Below are 16704 nucleotides of genomic sequence, written 5' to 3'. Positions count from 1 at the left end.
TTTTAACAAAGAAAGTCCCAATAGTTCAAGTAATCGGGACTTTCTGAGTTAATCAAATGTTTAGAGAAAGTATTAAAAATTCATCAACTTGTCCAGTTTTTCTCTGGCGACATTGGTCTTTTCTTCAAGGTCTTTTTTGATTACTTTTTTGGCTTCATCCATAGCCAACTCCTGACTGTAGGCAATTCTTATATTGGCCTCAATGTTTTTAGAGCCAACTTTTCTGTACAACTCTGTAAGCGTAACCACACGTCCCAGCTTTTGCGCTATGATTTCTGTAGAGGCCGATACAGTTTGTTGGATGGTGACAGCATCTTCAGCTGAAATTTGCTCGTTGGCAATGTTGGTTTCTATGATGGAAGCTATGCTTGAGCTGATCCTTCCAGCCAAATCCTGCTTGGCTATGGTAGATGCCTGCAATTTTGCTGCAGATTGAGCTCCTGCTACTGAGTTTCCTGTCCCCACATAGTACTTTGGATATCCGTTTTCATCTTCCTCATACTGCTTCATCCATGCTTTTTCGATTTGTTTGTCCATAGGAAGCGATCCCGGTTGAGTGTACCATCCGTCTTTGGCATAAGATTTGGCTTCTTTTCTCGCTTCTTTTACAGCCTTATCCTTGATTTCTTTAGTAAGAGCCTTTGTATCTTGTTGAGCAGTGGCTCCAAAGGAAATTAAGAGCATAAGGCACATTATTCCCAAAAATTTAATTGAATTTGTCATAACATCAGATTTTTTTGTTTAACCGAATTTAAGATGAATTTTTACAATTAATACTATATTGTTTTTGCTATTCGATGAACAGACACCATTGATTGATGAATTATTGATGTCAAGCCATTAGAATATGAAACAAACTTAGAAGCTTTTTTAAGCAGATGAAATACCCAATAGGTGGTATATTTAGAATATAATTTGCATTTACTGATTATGAACTATAAAATATTGTTGCTTGTAATCCTATTACTTACTTCACCTAAGGTTTTTGCCCAAAAAAACTGGCTGGAAGGTAAAAATGAAAGACGAACTGCTGCAAGTTTGAAAGGGGCACTTAGCTACACGGAAGTAAGTCCTGATGGAAGACACATCGCCAAGGCCTATGGTGTAATGAATCTTGCTGGTAAAAATGCAGGATCAGATATCCAGATTTTTGATGCACAAAGGCTTAAGCTTACTAAGGTCTTGACCGGACATAGTGATTTTATATCGGGATTGAAATTTACACCTGACGGAAAATATCTGTTGAGCATAAGTCGTGACAGGAAGATGATTAAATGGAACATTAAAACCGGACAAAAAATAGCTGAGCAAGAGGGCGAAAGGGGGCTTCCATTTTCTCTGGATATGAACTCCGATGGGTCACTGATCGCACTTACAGTGTTAAGAAGTTTGATTCCTTATGCCGTTATTATGAAAACAAGTGATTTCAGCCTGGTAAAATCATTTAAACTGAGACCTACTGTAGATATCAATTCCATAAAGTTTTATAAAGATAGATACCTGGTAGTAGGCAGACATAATGTAAGTTATGATTACAAGTTGAATGTATATGATTATACAACTGGTAAGGAGGTTTTTCATGATGTGTGGCGACCGTTTTTGTTGCCGCCATCAAACGATATCAATTCAAAATTTCTTTTGGTGACAAACCGATGTGCTGCTCAGTTGCTTACACCAACTATTTTGAACATGGAGGTTGTGGAATTTGATGAAAACAAGGGGAAACCTGTTGCCACTGATTTCAAAATCACGGAAAAAATTGGCTGGGATAGTACAGATAAAATCAACTACACTCCGACAGATGTACTGGCTGGCGAAAACAGGATTTTTGTAGCTACATTGAAACATTTGAATGTATATGATGGTCAGGGAAATTTTTTGAAATCTATTCAGTTGATTGCCAATAACCTGAGATCTCTTGACATGAAGATTGCTGATATGAGTTTTCTTAATGATGAAAAGCACATGATTATTACCGATAACAGGAACGTGTCACATATTATTGATGCGCAAGAAGTGAAGAAGGTGGCTACATTGTATGCTTCTTTGGAGAATAGCCACAGTTATGTATTGATCACTCCGGACGGAAAGACGGAGGGGTCCATAGATGCTGCAGAAGATATCTATTGGACCAATGGAGTCCGTAGAATTCCTGTAGCTGCTACATTTGATAAAATGTACACACCAAATTTGGGAGAGACTGTTTTCAATCAGCAGAATGGAGAGTCAGAAGAAGATATTGAGCGTATGATTGCCAATGCTCCTTCCATTGAGATAGTTTCTGATGACAGTGTTTTTTACAGTAAAAGGAATGAGATAACCGTTACCGTGAAGGTCAGGGAAAATGGAGATCCGGTAAGCAAGGTAAGGATATTTGTCAATGATAAATTGGTGAATGAAAATACCAGAGGTTTCAAGATGGCTTCTGATACATTTGTTTCTTCGGTCAATGTCATTCCCGGTCAAAATATCATTAAGGCTGTGGCAATTAGTGATTCGGGATATCAGTCAGATCATGATCAGATCGTTGTGAATTATAAAGCAGATCAGCTTGAATCTGACTTGTATATTCTGGCGGTAGGAATCAATCAGTATAAAAATCCCAAATACAATCTGAACTATGCCATAGCAGATGCTACAGCTTTTACGGATCATTTCTTGAGTAAATCAATAGAAATTTTTCAGGATGCCGAACTTATATTTATCAAAGATCAAGAAGCCAATAAGGGCAATGTGGTAGCTGCATTTGAGAAAATTGCAACCAAGGCAAAGCCCAATGATGTTTTTGTGTTTTACTATGCAGGTCATGGTATGATGGATGAAAGTGAATTTGAAAATGAATTTTTTCTTGGATTACACGACATTACCCAGCTTTACGGACAATCTGAAATGTACAGAGAAAAAGGAATTTCGGCGGAAGAGTTAAAACAATATTGCTCCAAAATAGCAGCTCAAAAACAAGTAGTGATACTTGATGCCTGTCAAAGTGGAGGAGCTGTAGAAACCTTTGCCAAAAGGGGAGTGGCAAGTGAAAAAGCCATGCTACAGCTGGCCAGATCCGCCGGAACCGTCTTACTGGCTTCTACCGGATCCGAACAGTATGCTACTGAGTTTTCGGAATTGGGGCACGGTGTTTTTACTTATGCCCTTATAGAAGGAATGGCTGGTAAAGCTGATGGAAGTAATGATGATAAGAAGGTGACAATCAAAGAATTGGAGTCTTATTTAAACGATCGTATTCCAGAGTTGACTGAACTTCATAAAGGAACAGTACAATACCCAATGTCCTGGTCCAGGGGGCAGGATTTTCCAATGGTGATTGTGAAATAGTATGATTTTGATGAAGTGAAAAATTGCTTGAATTTACTTCTTCCATTTTAAGTTTCTTTTTTTTAATTCCTTATCAATTTCTTTTAAGGTTTTTGAATTTAACTTGTGGTCATTGATGATTTCTTTATGAGAAGTGTCGGCAAGATTCTTCCAGTTTTTAAAGCCCATTCTGTTGAGGTGTTTTTTTATTCGTATGGAAGTTTCTGAATCAGCTATTTTTTGTGGTAAATCAAATTCTTTGTGACTTATTACCTGTTCAATAAAAGTGTTTAATTCATTGAGTTCCTCCGTTGTAAACCGTTCGAAAAATACTTTATTGATCATAGTTATCAATTCAAGCTTCCTACTACGGTGTAAATAACATTGAAATTACTGTTACCAGAAATAGCTAAAGCACTTGGGTTTATCTTAAACTGAATTGGAATCTGCTCCCTGCAACCAATAAATTCAAAGACCTTTATAGCAACATTTCCCTGGTTTGGTATGGTAATGTAAGCCCCACCATTTTCTGGCGTTAAATCCCGAGGACCTAGTGGCCTGATTATCAAGTCATCATAAGGAATAGCAGCAGGAAATCTCACCCCACTATTAAAAGTTGTTTTTGCCTGAACAACCGTGTTTTGGGGTGGATTTTGGGTATGCATATATACTGAGTACCTATAAATATTTGCCGTACAATTTTGATTGGATGAAGTCGTAAACCCAGTGATAGGATTGGTATAAGGATCCAAAATGAAGGATATTTGAGAAGCATCAAAAACCGATTCGAAACCATAGCTGGCATCATCTTCACCCGCTTCATCAACCAGGTCATTAATTGATTGGGACATGCTTGGAAAACCAGTAACATCCAATGTACCGGGAAGAAGTTGCCCGAAGCTATATTGGGAAATGAAAAATAAGAATATGAATATATGTGTCGTTTTCATGGCTTTTGATTTTTATTGAATTCTGTACAATACTTCAAACCCTGCTGGAAGAGAAGCCCCTCCTGGATTATCAATGGTATAACTAAGCTGATACCCATTGTTTAGACCGTCTCCGGTATATCCGTTGGCAAAATCATATACAATGACCTGATCTGCCTGACTAAGGGTTATCTGATTATAATTAGGATTTTTAGGGTAATCCCCACCAGCGCCTACACTGATAATTTGAACCTTGATGGTCATTCCGGCAGGTACGGGTTGGTTGGTGGATACATAAATCCTAGCAGGCTGATAATTGAGCGCACGGTGTGTAAAGTTGAGCCAGAGGTTATCGAGACTGCCTGCCGTCCCACCAGTCACTGGTAGTCCTGCCTCCATATCAGCTGCTGCCCCACCACCAGAACCAAATGACCCTGGATCCGGCTCTACATCCACTATCGCTACCGGAAGAATATCCACTGACAGTGAAGTGGATTTTTGATCCCCTCCAAAAATGAATGTATTGGGATCGTTGGCATTGAGTGTTTCTTGTGCCTGGCACAAAGATGTGCTCACTAGCAAAACCAGTGCTATATATGTTAGTCGTGTTTTCATTATTGTCCTACTTTAAATTCTTTGTTTTTAAACTTGATGCTGCGCTCTTTCGCTTTCAACTTGAATATAGCCATTTGCGCATTATCTTTCACATCTATTGTAAGCTGCTCTGTGGTAGCCAACAGGTTTGATTCGTTTTTCAGCCTTATAAGGGAAAGCTTATACGATCCAGGTACCACTTGATTCAACTTAAAGTTTCCTTCTTTATCTGATTCAACATAATAAGTGAAAGAATCATTTTGCAGCTTCAAGTAACCCTTAAGGTTGTAGTCGATTTTCGCATTTTCAACCTGGAGCTGGCCTCTCACTTCCACAGCCTTCACCAATTCTATTTGTAAAGATTCTTTCTGGTTTTCAGAAACATCCACCTGAAGAGGTATTTGTGAAGCAGAAACAATACCTCTGGGAAGAGTGGATTCGTCCAAAATAACATAGTTGTCACCTTCTGGTAAATTGTTCAATTCGAAGCGCCCACTCCTGTCCGATCTTACGGAATTTCCTACAGCCATAAACTGCACACCTCTTAAATCTATGGAAGGATCATTTGAAACAACCTGTCCACTAACGCCACCCTGTTTCAATATTTTTTTCAAAGGCGCACCAAAACGGTAGGTGTATTTTACATAGGCAAACACTTCTTTATTATTGATCGTGTTGGGTGTGATGAAATAATTCACACGCGCCTCTAGCTGATGGTTTCTTCCTTTCTTCACCATCACGCTGGCATTGATGAAATCCCTTTTTCTATAAGTGTCTTCCGGACTGAAGCCACTGTTGTAGCTTCCACTAAACCTTAACATCCTATTGACATTGTAGTTGATGCCTGTTCCGTATAGAAAAAAATCCGTATTTATATTGGCTTGGTTATACCTGTTTGTCCTGTTGTGGCTGAAGTTCCCCCTAACAGAAAAATTCTGTGACATTTTATAGATCGCTCCAAGTGAGTGACCATAAGTATCCCTAAACCCATTGTTGTCACCAATCAGGTTTTGGGTTCTGTTGTAAGTACCGCTAACATTCAAGGTCAAAAATTCCCTTGTGTATCTATAGCGATAGGTAATCCCCTTTTCACGGTAATTGAAACTTTGAAGATCACTTTGATCCTCCCTGCTCCTATGGGAAGCCCTAACATTGAAATAGTGGTTTCTGTTTACACGGTAGCCAATGGCAGCATAATAATTTTCAAAACTTGGACGTGCACCAAATAGGGTTGAGTCCACACGTTCGTGAACCTGAGAATAGCCATGCCCAATTCCAAAATTCCATTTATTCAGGTTATAGTTTAAGGAGTTGGAATACCTGGTGCTATTGCTCAAAGTCCCAAAATAATTCTCACCGGCCATGGTCACACTACCGTTATAGAAAAGTTTGCCCATTCTGTGGCTCAAATTAAAGTCGGTGGCATAGTCCATGGTTTCGCTGGTCATACTTGTGGCCAACTCGGCACGGACAGTAGTGGTTTCATCCTGGTAGTCCACTTCGAATACGGCTATTTGACCTGATTGCCCATCTGTTTTCACAGCCTGGTAGTTGTAGTATTGCGCTATCTCTTTCGAATGGGAAACAGAAATGCCCATTTTTAAATAATCAGATGATCTATATACCGCCTTTGCTCCAATGGTAGGCTCTGTGGTGTAGCTAAAAAGCCTTGGCTTGGTATAGAATCCACTTAGCAACCAATTGTTTACTTTTTGATCCACTTTAATGCCCATGCCGAACCTTCCGGTAAAGCCCAATCGGTTCATGTTGAAAGAGTGATCTCCCAAATACACGGTTGTACGATCTTTGTATTTATAGATGAAACTGTATTGATCGGTCACCCCGAACCTACTTTGGCTAGCTTGTTTTGGTGCTCTAATCAATAAGTTAAGGAAATGGTTATCGGCTGAGTCCAAATGCCCGTTTCCGCGCACTTCGAAATATTGGGAATTGGCACTCATGTTATTGCTGGTATAGCTGTTGTGGTATATGCTGGCTTCCATCGGATACCGTAAGTATGCATCTTTAGCAGCTACCTTCGTTGGAATAACCTTTGTTGAACTAAAAGCTTTTTGGATAGTGCCTGTAGTGCTGTTCTCCACTTCCAGGTTAGTGGTCACCTGCCGCATAGAATAATCTTTTTCGTTTGTTGGCTGAACGACTTTTACGAGAACCGTGGAATCAGCAGCTATGTTGAACAAGGCTTTCCCTTCAATCAGATTCCTTGAAGAAAGTATGACTTTTTCACTGACGTTTCCATCATTTCTTATTTCAAAAGTTGTTTCTATCAGTTCACCTGCCTGAATAAATTGCTCTGATATGAGTTTTTCAACAGTAAGATTGTGGTGTTCTTCTATGGTAAAAAGTAATTCTTTGGAGACTATGGTTTCACCTCGATTATTGAGAAGGTTAAATACCCCTTTCCGGGTTCCAGGACTTTCCCCTGTTGGTATAAACATGCTGTAAAACAACAGTTTCTTTTCTCCTGATCTCAATATGGTATTTGCTGGCTGGGTAATCAAATCCCATGTTTCAGGTAAATTGATTTGGGGATTTACTTTTTGCGAGGTGTTGGAGGTATTCACCACTTCCATCACCAATGTATATCTTTCTCCTGGTAGATAAGTTTCTTCCTTTTCTAAGGCGGTGATCCTAAAACCCATTTGTGCATGCACAACAGTACCAGCAAGTAACAGGGCAACTATGATTAGGTATTTTATGCTAGTATTGAACATGGCTTGATGGCTTTAAAGGGTTGTGTAAATTCTTATAGTTCTATCGATGAGTCCAACTGTAAAGACAGGTTTGTGCCTGTAAACTCCTCTCTTGCATCTGCAAGAAGCAAGCACTCGTACTTACCGGCTGGCAAACTGGAGATGTCCAATGAATAGGTCTTACATACACCTGGGAAAACCATATTTCTATCTGTTTCAAATACAGCTACTCTTTTTCCTGCGTCATTATACACTTCCAAAACCAAAGCAACGCCTTCTATAAAAATCCCATTGTTTCGTATTTTGATGCCTAATTCATTTTTATACTTAGGTGAGTCGGTATCAAGATCCACTTCTTCAAAATCAAGAGTTACTTCGTCAAATTCATTTACGTTGGTCAGTAAGCCAACTGCATATCTCACTTTCGTATTCAACCCTATTCCATTGTTCATTATCTCCTCCCGGATGGGTTTTTCTACTGACACCATAAGTGCTGTCCAGTAAGAACCTCGCAAGCTTGGATCCTCTGGAATTCGGATAGTGAAGCGATACACATACTTTTCCCTTGGGGACAATACCTTTTCCATCACTTCACCTTCAAACCACGTGCTGGATGATTGGACATGAGTACTCTTTTCTGTGAAAACCCGACCAGATGTACATGAGAAAAGAGCCTCGTTCAGTTCGAATTTTACGCGCTGGCTTTGATCAGAAGTGTTCACAAGAACTACCTGCCCCTGAATTACATCCCCGGAGTTTCCGTTGTACATGTGGCTAAGCCCATTCATGATTGAAACGCTGGCCAAAGCCGCCTTTGAGGCGATCGAAAGAATGATTAAGAGTGCTATTAAATGTTTCATTTGATTATTTGTTTATGAATTATATCTCAAAAATGCAGCTTTCATATCCCTCAAATGCCCATGTGTCGGTAGTTGGTAGCTTAGTATAGGTGGATGGTCAATATGCTTCTTTTACTGTATTTTGCTTGTTTCCTGTCCACACAGGAAATCTGATACTTCTTTGTCGAGCAGTATCTCTCCACTTTGGATAGGTTGATTTTTCAATTCAGAATTTCACTTTGCGCCACTAAAAAAGGCTTCAATTTTTGAAGCCTTTTGGTCATGAAAAATAAAGTCAGATTTATCAGCAGTAGCCTGGATTTACATAAAGGGAAATGACCACCGATGTTTAGCGATGATCATTTTATCTTTGAACCCTGCACAAATTTGTAATGGTAATTCAATCTTATATGTTCGTTTAAAGGGTGATAGAAATAGAGGGTTGCACCGTGGGTCTAAGCATTCTCATACCTAGCCCCAAGCCAAGCCTTACCTTCCTTATAGGCTCTACATAGGCATGGAATGAAGGTGTGATTATAAAGCCCACATTTGTAAGCCCTGTCCTGATTTTCATGTCAAGCTCAAATATTTTAGATTGCTTTATTGGATAACTGAAGTAAATCCCTTTGAAATGTTCCTCATATAGGTGTGGGAGTTCTTCCTCCTGGAACAACGAAGTATTGGCATGCTTTTGATAAAATGCACCCACCTTGATATTTCCTGAAAGAACAAGTCCTACCGATGTTCCTATTTTAGTGCTAATATGGGTTCGTTCCATGTAGCTTTCGACCATCCATTCCTGGGCATAAGCGGACATTAAGAATCCGATCAATATAATTGATAATAATGCTATTTTTTTCATGACGTTTACTTTTTGGTTAATTAATTTTATAGTAAAAGTATCTTGTAAATCAGCATGTTATGAGGAAAAACAGGTGAATGGCAATTAGCTTTCGGTGAACAGCCGTTTTGTTTCAGTAAGCCATTTGAAAGGCCAAAACCAACATTGCTATTGAAAATGCTGTAACCTTGAAAGCTAGGATTTAAAGGAATAGGAATTGATTATAGCGGTTGAAAACGAAGGAAAACAGCATGATATCAACCTGTGTTCAGTGGACAATTCTTTAAGGAAGATAAAACATGAAAAAGCCCTTGGACTCAGCGAGACCAAGGGCTTAGATTGGAGTGGTATTATCTGATTATTACAGATCAGATATAGTGTATAGAACTGAAGCTGTATAAGTATCGGCCTGATAGGCTGAGAAGTTTCCGTTCTGCTCCAAAGAGTACTCCAATTGAACTCCTTTTGCACCGTCACCACTGTAGATACTTTTGATGTTTTCAACAAGTACCACAGAAGTATTGATCGGGGTAGTTACACCGAATTTAGCCGCAGGCTTGATTGTTCCCCTTGAACTTGCATCTCCACCCATTGGGTCGATAGCTGCAGCCGATGGAGTAATCACAAAGTCCACGCTACCTGGAAGTTCGCTTCCGTTTTCCAATTTTACGTCGATAGTTCTGGTCTGGTCAAAAGTAGTACCAGCCGCTCCTACCACACTTGTGTAATTCAAATAGAGTGAAGAGTAACGCTCATCTCCAAATGCATAGAGACCAGCTTCGGAATTGTTGTTTGCTACTTTTGTTACATTGTCCATGTTCATGGTAATGGGACCTGCTTCAGTACCAGTAGCTGCATCAAAGATATCGATGATGGCTACTTCCGGAACATCTACAGTAAGAGAATGACTTGCTTCGTTTGTGTCATTGTTGTCTTGTGCAGAAAGGTTTTGGAATCCAAATACTACTGCTACTGCGAAAATTAATTTTAACGTTTTCATAATTATTGTTTGTTTTGTTTAAAAATTGTTTTTTGTTATTAATTATGGTTCAAACTTAGGCTGGTAACGCAAACAAAATGGACTGTCTGAGGTAGATAACGTTTTTGTTTCGGTCAATGGAGACTTTACAACTGTGGAGTGATTTACCGAAAGGAGTACAGTATTTGGGCTTAAAAAAAGAAACCGATTCGGGATGAATCGGTGTGAAATCTAAACGAGATTTAATCGTCTCATAAGTTCTGGCCTTTTGGAGCGGCTTATCGGGATCACGTCTTTATCTATCAGGATACTATTGTCTTCGATATCCACAATCCGTGACAAATTAATGATATAAGAACGATGTACCTGTAAAAAGACATTTGGCGGGAGCTTATCTACAATCTTCTTAAGTGTAGTGTGTACTTTATATTCCTTTGCTGTAGTCTTTATAAAAATATAATCCCCTTTTGCCTCGATGACATTAACAGTGTCAGTATCAATCTTGATCAGCGTACGGTCGATGTTGACGTAAAATTCGTTCGTGGTAACCGTCGATTTCGAGCCACTATTGTTTGCTTCAGCTTTCGAATTATCTCTCTGGCTGAACGATCTGGCTTTTTCAACCGCTTTTTCAAATCTGGGAAACAAAATTGGTTTAACTAAATAATCAACAATGCAGTCGTATTCGAAAGCGTCCAGTGCCAGTCCTTTATCCGAAGTGGTAAGTATTACTTTAGGTGGATTCTTTAAAGTCTGTATGAAGTCAAAGCCTGAAAAATCAGGCATATGAATATCCAGAAATATCAAATCAATTTCGTTGGCATTGAGAAATTTCATTGCTTGAATTGCATTTGAAAATTCCTCTATAACATCCAGATCGGATACACCAGAACAATGCTGGTTTAAGATGATACGGGAAGTAAGTTCATCGTCTATAATAATGCAGTTCATACAAGTGAGTTAATATCGTTGCAAAAAAATACGCATTTTTTTTAATATTTCCTCAAAATCCATCAAAAGATTTGGATTGTTATTTCTAAGCTCATTTTCAAATTCTTCAGCTGTGTAATAACTCTGCTCCATTGAGAGGAGGCTTATTTTGTGTTTGATTTTGTGTACCATTTCTGAAGCCTTGTCATAGACACCTTCCTTGATATACTTTTCAAAAGCATCAATTTCTGTAGGCAGTTCCTCTTTCACCACATTGAGTAATTTCAATTCAAAATCCTTACTGCCTCTGGCAATTGATTGAATGTTAGATAAATTAGGCTGCTCCATTGTCATAGAGGGTGAAATAGAAAGTAGATCCCTGACCTAACACTGAATCGAGCCAGATTTCACCTTTATAATAAGATATTACCTTTTTTACAATGGACAGTCCAATGCCTGTCGCCTGACTATCGGATTCCAAACTTTGAAACATTTCAAAAATTTTGTGATTGAATGCTTTGTCAATGCCTTTACCATTGTCCCGAACAAAAAATTCATGTCCTCCTAAGACTGCCCTTGAGCCTATCTCTATCAAACCTTTCTCCTTGTCGTTGTATTTGATGGCATTCACTATTAGGTTTAAAAAGAGTTGCTGTAACCTGTACTTATCACCTCGGATTACTGGTAATTCATTTATAAAGACAACATTTACATTTTGTGGGACTTTCATGACCGTAATGATTTGTGTGACCAAATCATTAAGATTGATAAGGTAACTTTCACTATTGTCTTTATCTATGGTGGAATATTTCAAGATACCATCTATTAATCCATCCATTTTCTCCAAATTGGCTGTTATAAGATCAAAAGTCTGAGTCCCTTTCTCATCTAACGATGCACTGGAGTCCTCCTTTATCCAAGATGTCAGTGCTTCAATGTTTCTAAGAGGAGATTTCAAATCATGCGAAACAACATGGGCATAATCACTCAACTCTTGATTTTGCTTTTCTAGGCTAATCAGTAATTGCTCTTGTTTGATAAAAGCAGCAGATGCCTGTAGCGAAAGAGTAAATTTGTCTATGATTGGTCCTAGTTGATTAAGCTCTATCTCTGTAAACTCCTGTTTTTTAGAGTTGTGTAAAAACAAAAGACCCTCATCTTTTAGATTAAAAACCGCTACACATCCACTTACAAGTGTCAATGGAGCAATTTGGCGAATATCATCGGTTATTGGAAACCACATGGGTCTATTCTGGTTATGTATTTCTTTCAGGAAGTTTTTGTTACAATTCGGAAAATTATCGTTGGTTATGGCTGGTATAGAGTATGTTACCCTACAGTAGTTGCTTTGGTAGGCATGAATCCAACAAGAGTGCAAGCCTTTTCTTGACATGATGAGTTTAAGCAACGAATCACAGTTTTCTTTATAGTTCAAAGATTTTCCGATAGCCATAGAAAACTCATACAGCTGAAGGATATCCATTATGTTTTTGCTGAATGTATCCACTTCTTTCTATTTCTCAAATAACCCAATGACAACTGTTTTGTTGAATAACTGAAGGTATCCATCACCAAAGGATGAAATTTCTCCAAGGGTCAGGGCTCCTTCCAGAGGAATTTGTTTCCCATTTTTGTACAACTTTCCCAATATCGCTTCAAGCTCCAAGTGATAATCATCTTCTAAAAAAAGCACCCTCGAAATGCAATCGCTTATATAAGCATGGTGAGGAAACTCTAGCTGGTCAATGACCGCCTCTGCAGCATCTTCTGCCGCTTTTACCAAGGTTTCGTTATCCCCCTTTAGAATATCCATTACGGTATTTTCCAGCACTTCTCCAATACAGACGAGTTCCCCTTCGTCGGTTACAGACAAGGGATCCCTCACCACGTATTCAGAGTTGTCTTTCAATATTCCAAATGGATATGCTTTTGATATATCAAAAAAATTGTCCTTCCTTATTTCTGCCTTTCCGTGTTCTTCCACAATTGTTTTATATACTTCAAATGCATTTTGCCAGTTGATTTGCTTGATAACGTTCTTTTCTGTTTTAGTGGCAATAAAAGGGCCTGCAACCCGCTTCCATCCGTGCTTGACGCCCAATGCTACTTTGCTCTGTGCAATAAAACCAACAGCTGCGTCCTGAAATATTCCATCCTTATTGAATACACATGGTATTTGTTTTAAGCTAAGACTTCCTGCCCCACTTCCAAAATACGCCATATTACTTCCAAACTGACTGTACAATTCTGATAAATAAAGTGACAAATTGGTGGTAAGTCCATCTACAAAAGTGAAGAAGAAGTTATCTTTGGTTGAATCTAATTCTAAGGAAGGGACTTCAAAATCTGTAGTGTTCAGCCCTTCTACTAAAAAAGTTTTCTCTACATCGGAAAAACCCGTCAAAATCATTCCTTGTTCAAAAACCTGAACGTTGTGGATAATCTTGGGGAAGATACCTCCGATAAATTGAATGTCATTTTCAACCAAACATTCAATAAGTTCATTTATATCAAAATTGGTGTTTTCTGCCAGAGATATGACAACTGTTTTATCTTTAAAGTCTCTAATCAATACCTCAATAATCTCTTCTAAATTTGTAGAATATATATACATGTCGTTATGCAATAAGTTTTTTTAGTTTCACATAAAAAGTAGTGCCTTTCCCCACTTCACTGGTCAGGGATATTTCGCCTCCATATAGTTCTACTATTTTCTTAACTATTGACAGCCCGATTCCTGTGGATTCTGAGTTTTGTTCTGAGTTCAGAGATTGGAATATGCCAAATATTTTTTCGTGGTATTCTTTAGCAATACCGATTCCATTGTCTTGAATTGAAATAAGCCACCAATCGTCCTCTTCTTCACAATTTATTATTATTTCACCTTCTTTTTTGTCCATGTAGTTTATGGCATTACCTATCAGGTTTTGAAAAAGTTGCTGCATACGGATTTGATCTCCATATATTTTCGGCAGGGTCTTTTGAATAGTGATAGTAACATGATCGGGTACGTAAAGCATTTTTACAATATTTCTGACTGTTTCATCTATCGAAATAATAGATTCCTCTTCGCCCTGCGATATACTGGAGTAAGTCAATATTCCATTAATGAGGTTTTCCATTTTTTCTACTGTGTTCTCAATCATCACCAGATTGTTGTTGCCCTTTTCATTGATAATTTCCTTACAGTCTTCCCTGATCCAACTTACTATAGCAGAAATATTCCTAAGCGGAGATTTTAAATCGTGAGAAACGACATGGGCGTACTCATGCAATTCATTGTTGCTCTTTTTTAGTTGTTTTAGTAGTTGCTCTCGGAACTGTTCCGATTTTACTTGCTCAGTAATGTCTTCCAGAATGCCCATAATATATTTCACGTCCCCTTTTGAATCCCTGACGGCACTCACATGAGTTTTTGCATTGATAATGCCCCCCTTCTTTTTGATGTAGCGTTTACTTACGGTAAAATCATCCAATTGACCCTCAAACATTTTTTGACTTAACTCCAAAGATTTAGTTAGATCAGTGGGGTAGGTTATATCTTTAAAAGACAATTTTGACAATTCCGTTTCCGAATAGCCCAGGAGGTTGCAGAATGCCTTGTTCACTTTGGTAAACCCGTTGGTATCTGCCAGGGAAATCCCCAATGGCGAATTCTCAACTATTATTTCGAGTTGCTTTTTTTGTTCTTCAAATATTTCTTGCTTTCTCGATTCTTCGGTGATATCCTTTATGATCGATACTCTGTAATTCGTGCGCTTATCTTCAGATACTACATTTGTTACATTGATTTTGGTCTTTATTAGGGAGCCGTCCTTTTTTTGAATGAAGTGAACAAATTCAATAAACTTCTTACCGGCTTTGAGACTATTTCTTGCCTGGTCAATATCTTCAATGTCTTCTGGTCGGAATAATTGATTGGAATCCATATTGACAAGCTCCCTATGGGTGTAACCAACCATGTCTTGAAAGGCCTGGTTGGCCCTCTTTATGTTTTCACCTTCGGACAACACTATACCAAAAGAAGAATTGTTTACAATGATCGATAACTGCTCTTCCTGCTGGGCTAGCAGTTCTTTCATTTTGGATTCCTGGGTGATGTCCCATAGGAAGCCTTCCGCTGCAATTGGCTTATTGTCATCATCATAAATTGCTTCGGCATTGACATGTATAGTTTTTACAGGATTATTTTTCGAGTAAGCCCGGGCGACAAAGTCAATGTTGTTGCCGTTTTCCACCATCCCCCTGAAAGCGGCCATCACATGGCTGTAGTCATCCCTATATATAAGGTCAAAAGCATTGACCGGTTCATTCATAATGTCATAGCCAAAAACCTTCACTGCCGCTTCATTCATGGCCAGGAAATTTCCGTCCATATCTATTTTAACATAAGCATCATTGATATCTGTATGTGATAATACTGCTTTTATCGCTTGCTTAGGACGACTGCTCATTTTGAGCTTCTGATTGATCTCATACAGCTCAAGCGACTTCATTTCAAGGATGTTTTCCGCTTGTTTTCTAGCTGCTCTTTCCCGTTTTAAGGCCTTTTCCAGGCTTACTATTCTACTGTTTTCCATTGTGGGTAATGGTAAATTTGACTAAAGTTCCATCCTTTTTTAGTTTGTTAAAGGAGATGGTAATCTTATGTTTATAGAAAGCAAATGTCTTAACAATTAATGCTTCGGCAAATTTGTACAACGCCCGTGGTGAGGAATAAGTCATTTCCATTATGTTGTCTGTCACTTCTGATACTTCAAATGTTGGCAACTCTGCATCTGGGTAAATTTTCCTTACCTGAACATGAATATGCCCTTCCACTGACTTCAAAAAATGAGCAGGAGATTTGTAGTGTTCAAATATTTTTGGATGTGTTGAGATCAGATAATTAAAAAAGTATTCACCATATACATAAATCAAATCATCTACGGGTATGGAAGTATGAGTGCTTAGAGAACCTATTAAAGATTGCATCTCGCTAAAATCGTAGGTGCCTATTGAAGTGTAAATACCTTCAGACTTGAGTTCGGATTGCTCTATGATTTCATTTACAGTTTCAAGTCCAAATTTGGTTTCCACCATTTCAAGAAACTCAGTAAAGACAACTCCCTTCATTTTTATAAGATTATTAATTCATTTGTGTTCCAGTAAGATATAACTTTTGAAATCTTTTTCATATAATCTTCATATTTTAAAGGTTTAAGTACGTATCCGGCAATGCCTATTTTATAGCATTCCAGCAAGTCCTTGTGATTGCTGGATGTGGTCAATACAATGGTAGGTATAAATTTCAGGGTTTCGTTACTTTTTAAGATTTTCAAAAACTCTTTCCCGCTGATCCTTGGCATGTTGAGATCCAGGAGGATAATATCGGGCAGTGAGTCTTTGCTTTCCAGTATTTTCAGCGCCTCTTCTCCATTGGTAGCCTCTATGATTTTGTTTTCAAAACCAAGAGAAGTGACCGTACGGTTGAATTTCATTCGTTCGATCATGTCATCGTCTATAAATAGTATGGAAGGGGGTGTCGTCATGCTTTTAAATTCTGGAGTTGATGATTCAAAGATCACTA

The 16704-nt window shown here is 38.4% G+C and carries 16 protein-coding genes; 1 reads left to right on the top strand and 15 read right to left on the bottom strand.

Going from position 1 to position 16704, the window contains the following annotated elements; genetic code table 11:
• Positions 1 to 72: 72 nt before the first annotated feature.
• Positions 73 to 723 (bottom strand): hypothetical protein, encoded by a 651-nt coding sequence (locus AAOP42_RS23540; protein WP_349531055.1) that lies wholly within the window; start codon positions 721 to 723, stop codon positions 73 to 75.
• Positions 724 to 930: 207 nt separating this feature from the next.
• On the opposite strand from AAOP42_RS23540, the gene AAOP42_RS23535 reads away from it, so the two are divergent.
• Positions 931 to 3330, top strand: coding sequence for a caspase family protein (locus AAOP42_RS23535; RefSeq protein ID WP_349531054.1), 2400 nt, complete (start codon positions 931 to 933; stop codon positions 3328 to 3330).
• Between the two features lie 33 nt (positions 3331 to 3363).
• On the opposite strand, the gene AAOP42_RS23530 is transcribed toward AAOP42_RS23535, so the two are convergent.
• From AAOP42_RS23530 to AAOP42_RS23465, 14 genes are all read right to left on the bottom strand, one after another.
• Positions 3364 to 3654, bottom strand: coding sequence for a hypothetical protein (locus AAOP42_RS23530; RefSeq protein ID WP_349531053.1), 291 nt, complete (start codon positions 3652 to 3654; stop codon positions 3364 to 3366).
• Between the two features lie 5 nt (positions 3655 to 3659).
• Entirely contained in the window at positions 3660 to 4259 is a 600-nt protein-coding gene (locus tag AAOP42_RS23525) for a hypothetical protein (RefSeq protein ID WP_349531052.1), read from the bottom strand.
• A gap of 12 nt (positions 4260 to 4271) precedes the next feature.
• Positions 4272 to 4853 carry a hypothetical protein gene (locus AAOP42_RS23520; protein ID WP_349531050.1) on the bottom strand — a complete coding sequence of 194 codons (582 nt, stop codon included), beginning with the start codon at positions 4851 to 4853 and terminating at the stop codon, positions 4272 to 4274.
• A complete protein-coding gene (locus tag AAOP42_RS23515) occupies positions 4853 to 7567 on the bottom strand; it encodes a hypothetical protein (protein ID WP_349531049.1) in 2715 nt (904 codons plus the stop codon). Before AAOP42_RS23515 ends, AAOP42_RS23520 begins: the two co-directional genes overlap by 1 nt.
• 32 nt (positions 7568 to 7599) lie before the next feature.
• On the bottom strand, positions 7600 to 8406 hold the full coding sequence (locus AAOP42_RS23510; protein ID WP_349531048.1) for a hypothetical protein: 807 nt from the start codon (positions 8404 to 8406) through the stop codon (positions 7600 to 7602).
• Between the two features lie 397 nt (positions 8407 to 8803).
• Positions 8804 to 9247, bottom strand: a complete 444-nt coding sequence (locus AAOP42_RS23505; protein ID WP_349531047.1) for a hypothetical protein — start codon at positions 9245 to 9247, stop codon at positions 8804 to 8806.
• A 340-nt stretch (positions 9248 to 9587) separates the two neighbouring features.
• Complete coding sequence (locus AAOP42_RS23500; RefSeq protein WP_349531046.1) at positions 9588 to 10226, bottom strand: hypothetical protein; 639 nt, start codon at positions 10224 to 10226, stop codon at positions 9588 to 9590.
• 210 nt (positions 10227 to 10436) lie between these two features.
• Positions 10437 to 11156 (bottom strand): LytR/AlgR family response regulator transcription factor, encoded by a 720-nt coding sequence (locus tag AAOP42_RS23495; RefSeq protein WP_349531045.1) that lies wholly within the window; start codon positions 11154 to 11156, stop codon positions 10437 to 10439.
• Positions 11157 to 11165: 9 nt separating this feature from the next.
• A complete protein-coding gene (locus AAOP42_RS23490) occupies positions 11166 to 11483 on the bottom strand; it encodes an Hpt domain-containing protein (RefSeq protein ID WP_349531044.1) in 318 nt (105 codons plus the stop codon).
• Positions 11470 to 12618 (bottom strand): sensor histidine kinase, encoded by a 1149-nt coding sequence (locus AAOP42_RS23485; protein ID WP_349531043.1) that lies wholly within the window; start codon positions 12616 to 12618, stop codon positions 11470 to 11472. The genes AAOP42_RS23490 and AAOP42_RS23485 overlap by 14 nt, the downstream gene beginning before the upstream one ends.
• Before the next feature lie 30 nt (positions 12619 to 12648).
• The gene (locus AAOP42_RS23480) at positions 12649 to 13749 is read right to left on the bottom strand and encodes an FIST signal transduction protein (RefSeq protein WP_349531042.1); all 1101 of its coding nucleotides are present in this window, start codon (positions 13747 to 13749) and stop codon (positions 12649 to 12651) included.
• A 4-nt stretch (positions 13750 to 13753) separates the two neighbouring features.
• The gene (locus tag AAOP42_RS23475) at positions 13754 to 15715 is read right to left on the bottom strand and encodes a PAS domain S-box protein (RefSeq protein WP_349531041.1); all 1962 of its coding nucleotides are present in this window, start codon (positions 15713 to 15715) and stop codon (positions 13754 to 13756) included.
• Positions 15702 to 16250 (bottom strand): heme NO-binding domain-containing protein, encoded by a 549-nt coding sequence (locus AAOP42_RS23470; protein ID WP_349531040.1) that lies wholly within the window; start codon positions 16248 to 16250, stop codon positions 15702 to 15704. Before AAOP42_RS23470 ends, AAOP42_RS23475 begins: the two co-directional genes overlap by 14 nt.
• A 2-nt stretch (positions 16251 to 16252) precedes the next feature.
• Positions 16253 to 16666 carry a response regulator gene (locus AAOP42_RS23465; RefSeq protein ID WP_349531039.1) on the bottom strand — a complete coding sequence of 138 codons (414 nt, stop codon included), beginning with the start codon at positions 16664 to 16666 and terminating at the stop codon, positions 16253 to 16255.
• Positions 16667 to 16704 lie beyond the last annotated feature (38 nt).

Origin of the sequence: Reichenbachiella sp. MALMAid0571 (assembly GCF_040151475.1) — a bacterium.
Classification (GTDB): Bacteria; Bacteroidota; Bacteroidia; order Cytophagales; family Cyclobacteriaceae; genus CAXBNB01.
The sequence above is the reverse complement of the archived record's forward strand: the minus strand, read 5'-3'. Positions and strand labels throughout refer to the sequence as shown.

What these genes read in the sequence shown, in the direction of transcription:
- AAOP42_RS23465 (WP_349531039.1), bottom strand. Translation starts at nt 16,666, where the DNA reads ATGACGACACCCCCTTCCATACTATTTATAGACGATGACATGATCGAA.
- AAOP42_RS23515 (WP_349531049.1), bottom strand. Translation starts at nt 7,567, where the DNA reads ATGTTCAATACTAGCATAAAATACCTAATCATAGTTGCCCTGTTACTT.
- AAOP42_RS23530 (WP_349531053.1), bottom strand. Translation starts at nt 3,654, where the DNA reads ATGATCAATAAAGTATTTTTCGAACGGTTTACAACGGAGGAACTCAAT.
- AAOP42_RS23480 (WP_349531042.1), bottom strand. Translation starts at nt 13,749, where the DNA reads ATGTATATATATTCTACAAATTTAGAAGAGATTATTGAGGTATTGATT.
- AAOP42_RS23485 (WP_349531043.1), bottom strand. Translation starts at nt 12,618, where the DNA reads ATGGATATCCTTCAGCTGTATGAGTTTTCTATGGCTATCGGAAAATCT.
- AAOP42_RS23500 (WP_349531046.1), bottom strand. Translation starts at nt 10,226, where the DNA reads ATGAAAACGTTAAAATTAATTTTCGCAGTAGCAGTAGTATTTGGATTC.
- AAOP42_RS23490 (WP_349531044.1), bottom strand. Translation starts at nt 11,483, where the DNA reads ATGGAGCAGCCTAATTTATCTAACATTCAATCAATTGCCAGAGGCAGT.
- AAOP42_RS23470 (WP_349531040.1), bottom strand. Translation starts at nt 16,250, where the DNA reads ATGAAGGGAGTTGTCTTTACTGAGTTTCTTGAAATGGTGGAAACCAAA.
- AAOP42_RS23510 (WP_349531048.1), bottom strand. Translation starts at nt 8,406, where the DNA reads ATGAAACATTTAATAGCACTCTTAATCATTCTTTCGATCGCCTCAAAG.
- AAOP42_RS23495 (WP_349531045.1), bottom strand. Translation starts at nt 11,156, where the DNA reads ATGAACTGCATTATTATAGACGATGAACTTACTTCCCGTATCATCTTA.
- AAOP42_RS23535 (WP_349531054.1), top strand. Translation starts at nt 931, where the DNA reads ATGAACTATAAAATATTGTTGCTTGTAATCCTATTACTTACTTCACCT.
- AAOP42_RS23540 (WP_349531055.1), bottom strand. Translation starts at nt 723, where the DNA reads ATGACAAATTCAATTAAATTTTTGGGAATAATGTGCCTTATGCTCTTA.
- AAOP42_RS23505 (WP_349531047.1), bottom strand. Translation starts at nt 9,247, where the DNA reads ATGAAAAAAATAGCATTATTATCAATTATATTGATCGGATTCTTAATG.
- AAOP42_RS23525 (WP_349531052.1), bottom strand. Translation starts at nt 4,259, where the DNA reads ATGAAAACGACACATATATTCATATTCTTATTTTTCATTTCCCAATAT.
- AAOP42_RS23475 (WP_349531041.1), bottom strand. Translation starts at nt 15,715, where the DNA reads ATGGAAAACAGTAGAATAGTAAGCCTGGAAAAGGCCTTAAAACGGGAA.
- AAOP42_RS23520 (WP_349531050.1), bottom strand. Translation starts at nt 4,853, where the DNA reads ATGAAAACACGACTAACATATATAGCACTGGTTTTGCTAGTGAGCACA.